Raw genomic sequence first — 3,933 nt, 5'->3', positions numbered from 1 at the left:
CCCTTTTGAGGCTCTGCAACTTCCCTTGCAGAGCCTCATTTATTTTTATATTCATTTTATTTGTATATACCACAATAAAATTCTTCATCTTTTTCCATATCAATTTCTGAAATTAATTTAGGACACGTAACTAAATATAAATTCCCATCATACTTTGAGTTATACATGTTCAAAGGAGTGTTACCATTTATGTATTCTTATTGGCAATCGTATTACTCTCCCTATCATAACCCTTATGTACACTTTGATACATCTGTACGTAATTACCGAATTAGTAAAAACGAAAACTTTCTAAAAGGTTATATGCGTTCTTTATGGGAGCAACATGTCGCTTGGACGAGATTAGCTATAATAAGTATTATCTTTAATTTACCAGACGTTAACGTGACAGTTGGTCGTCTTCTTCAAAATGCAACACATATGGGACTATCACTTGAACCATTCTATGGTGAGGATGCTGTAAAAAAATATAGTGCACTAATTAAAGACCACTTAGTCATTGCTGCGGATCTTGTTAAAGCCGCTAAAGCAGGTGATCAAAATGCAGCTGCTGCTATAGAGAAAAAATGGTACGCTAACGGTGATGAAATTGTAGAATTTCTTACTAGCATCAACCCATATATAGAAAAAGAAGAATTTAGAAAAATGTTCTATGAACATTTAGCATTAACAAAAGCAGAAGCACTTGCCTTCCTAAATAAAGATTTTGAAGCAAGCGTAAAACTATACGATAAAATTGAAAAAGAAGCTTTAGAAATGGCTGATATGATAACAAACGCAATCGTAAAACAATTCCCGCAAGTGTTTCAATAATAAGCCGATTTGAAAAAACAAATCGGCTTATAAAACATTCTATTAATGAAATTTCACCTCTCCTCTTTACATTTAACGTATATCGATATATTTTATTAATATCCGTTTTTTATAGGAGGAAATCTTTTGATTAACGCTATTGGTCTCGTATTTATACTCACAAATAAACACGAGAAAAAGAAGAAAGTTTATCTGAATGAAAAATTTGCATTAATTGACATTATTGATTCTAAAGAAGTAATTGATGATGATGGGAACTCACTAGTAGAACTAACATGTAAATACAGTATTTATCTAGATGAAAAATATTACTGTAAATCTCTCGATGATTATACTGGGCAAGTATTTCCGTTCTTGAGCGCTAAAATAGGAAAAGGTCTTCTCAGAAACTTAAATTACTATTTCTCTTACGTTGATGCCTATGATAAAAAACCACCTGTTAAAGAAATTAGACCACTTATGAAACAAGTAACGAACAGATAGTGAAAATACTAAAAAGAAAGCATCTAACTTCAGATGCTTTCTTTTTTTATCTAGAATTCGTTAAATTCTATCCTTCTTCTAAAAATATGTATTGAGGCATACTTTAAATTAAAAACATTGGAGGATCAAAGTGAATGAAATACTCAGAAACGATAGTTAGTAAACGGCTTCGAACACTTAAAATATGTAGTATGTTTATCATGCTAGTTTTAATCGCATGGGTTGGTTATACAAAATTACTTTATGAAAACGGATTTCTACAAGAAAAGAAAAATTCATTTGAAGTAATGAATACTAGTATTACAGGAGAAATTGAACAAAATTTCCAAATAAACTTACAAGGTTATCGTAAAACAGACGTTGACACTATTATAGACGCCAGTAGGACAGATCCGAACGAACTATCCTTAATTGAGATTATCAATAAATCTTGTTCACAAGATTGCATAGGTGAACCATTGACATATGTGAACGCAAACAATGGATATATCCTTTATACGGAGTCTACTGGAACTCATGTAGCTATAAAGATTAAAAAACAAGATAAATGGAAAATTGTAAAAAAATCTGTTGAAGATGGAATATAACCTTATAAAATGAAAGAGTACTTAACGTACTCTTTTTACTATTAATACCCTTCCTGTTTACAATGACATTTCGGTTTCTCTTTGCAATTACATTTTTCACAATCACACTTCGGTTTACTCTTGCAGCAACACTCATCACAATCGCATTTTGGTTTCTCTTTGCAACGACATTCGTGACAATCCCTACATCCACATCTTCCAAACATTAAATCGTCCCAAAATGAACGCCTACAATTACAATGATTCCCCATGAATATGCATCCTCCTAAATAGAATTCATCATATTCTATGTGTAATAGTAGAAAAAGGTTTGTTTACTAGTCTATATTCTATGTTTTAAAACTAGTGTTATAAGTATGGCACTTTCTTACATAATTAAAGGACGAACTATAAAGAAAAGCTGACACAACTCAGCAAAAACACTGTTGTATCAGCTTTTGATTCTTATGTTGTGTTGTAATGATATCCACACACACTTCAGGTGAATTGTTTCATCATTTTTCCTTTTAATTACTCCCTTTCCATACACCATCTGCAAACTTTCCTGAATGTACAACTTTCCCATTTTTGTCATAAAGCGTGCCTTTACCGTCATATTTTCCCTTTGAATACGAACCCTCATATTCTTTCTTTCCGTTTAAATAGCTTGTACCCTTACCATGATACTCGTCATTTTTAAAACCACCTTCATATGTAAGGGTTGTTTCGTCTCTATAACTTTTTCCTTTACCATTTAATTTGTCACCTTTAAACATTCCTGTGCGGGAAACAAATGTGTCCATAGGTACAGTTTTCTCCTCAGTAAAGACAACTCCTGTTTGTTCTTTCTCTGCCCATGCTGATAACATTTCATTATTTTTTTCTAAATAACGGTAAGATCGTTCTGGTAATTCTTCTCCTAAGGAAGTAGAAATCACATCAATGAATAAAATCGGGTCATGCTCATTGCCTTTCCCTTCATATTCTCCATCTTTAAAGTAACCTTCATATGCTAAATAGGAAGGAAGATTGATGCCATTTGGAATAAATTGTTTCAGCGCATAACTTTCTTCTGTTCTTTTGAAACGCAATCCAAAATCATCAAAAAAACCTTTATTGAAATGCCCTGCATAATATAAGTCGTAGCTTTCATTTCCTTCTTTATATAATGCTCCAATTCCATGTGGTTTCCCGTCCTTGATTTTCCCGAAATATAGGAACGTATCGTCGTCACTTGTTTCAAAACTCGGTCCAGAAAACCAATGATCGTGCTTCGCCATTTTTTCTAGTTTAATGGATTCTTTTTGTTTTTGAATCGTATCTAATATCTCTTTCTTTTCTTTTTCAAAATCATAACTATTTTTCGTTTTCACTGGCGTGACTTTTCTTTCTTTTTCTTTCTGCTCTTTCTTTTCTTTTTCCTTTTTTTCCTCTTCTTTTCTCAATTTTTCTTCTGTAGCTAACTCCTCCTCTCTCTTTTTCTTTTCTTCTAAAACTTTTTGTTTTTCCTCATTTTTCTTTTTTTCTGCAGCTTCTTTCTTTTTCTTTTCCTCTTCTACAGCACTTTTTTTATTCTCTTCTTCTTTCTTTAACTTTTCTTTTTTCTCTTGTTGCAACTCTTCTTGTTGTTTCTTTTTTTCTTCAATACTTTTCTCTTCTTGCTTTGCTAAAGCTGTTTCACTTTCTTTTCGTAATTCTTTTTGATATGCAGATACAGTATCTCCTGGCATTTTCCCAATGAAAAAACCAAGGACCGTTAAAATCACAAAAACTCCCCCATAATAGACACTTACCTTTTGACGTGTTCGTTCACTTTCATCTTTCCAAAAAATCGCCCATTTTGGAAACAACAAACCCAATAAGCCCCCTAGTAGAGTAAGGAATAATAGACCAATACAAAGCATTTGCATGAACCCTTTGAAAGTCGAAATTGTAAAAAATATGGAATAGACCGCAAATAGAATGTAAATAAATACAGCGATACTATAAAATTTAATAACTTCCTTTCTTGTTTGCTGTTCAGGATTCTTCCAAAACAATCCCTTTTGTGGTTTTATTAACCCTATACATA

4 protein-coding genes are annotated in these 3,933 nt (G+C 32.3%); 3 read left to right on the top strand and 1 reads right to left on the bottom strand.

What is annotated here, in order from left to right:
* Positions 1-189 precede the first annotated feature (189 nt).
* The 3 genes from KI369_RS25355 to KI369_RS25345 all read left to right on the top strand — a co-directional run bounded on the left by KI369_RS25355 (position 190) and on the right by KI369_RS25345 (position 1,883).
* The gene (locus KI369_RS25355; RefSeq protein WP_212958086.1) at positions 190-813 is read left to right on the top strand and encodes an acetylglutamate kinase; all 624 of its coding nucleotides are present in this window, start codon (positions 190-192) and stop codon (positions 811-813) included.
* A 126-nt stretch (positions 814-939) separates the two neighbouring features.
* Positions 940-1,296 carry a cytoplasmic protein gene (locus KI369_RS25350; RefSeq protein WP_076874545.1) on the top strand — a complete coding sequence of 119 codons (357 nt, stop codon included), beginning with the start codon at positions 940-942 and terminating at the stop codon, positions 1,294-1,296.
* A 134-nt stretch (positions 1,297-1,430) separates the two neighbouring features.
* Positions 1,431-1,883, top strand: coding sequence for a hypothetical protein (locus KI369_RS25345; RefSeq protein ID WP_212958085.1), 453 nt, complete (start codon positions 1,431-1,433; stop codon positions 1,881-1,883).
* A 506-nt stretch (positions 1,884-2,389) separates the two neighbouring features.
* Here the strand turns inward: KI369_RS25345 and KI369_RS25340 are convergent.
* The coding region (locus KI369_RS25340) for an MORN repeat-containing protein (protein WP_212958083.1) at positions 2,390-3,933 on the bottom strand (1,544 nt) is incomplete at its 5' end.

Source organism: Bacillus sanguinis (genome assembly GCF_018332475.1).
GTDB classification, from domain to species: Bacteria; Bacillota; Bacilli; order Bacillales; family Bacillaceae_G; genus Bacillus_A; species Bacillus_A sanguinis.
This window is presented reverse-complemented; position numbering and strand designations above follow the sequence as displayed.

What these genes read in the sequence shown, in the direction of transcription:
- KI369_RS25355 (WP_212958086.1), top strand. Translation starts at nt 190, where the DNA reads ATGTATTCTTATTGGCAATCGTATTACTCTCCCTATCATAACCCTTAT.
- KI369_RS25345 (WP_212958085.1), top strand. Translation starts at nt 1,431, where the DNA reads ATGAAATACTCAGAAACGATAGTTAGTAAACGGCTTCGAACACTTAAA.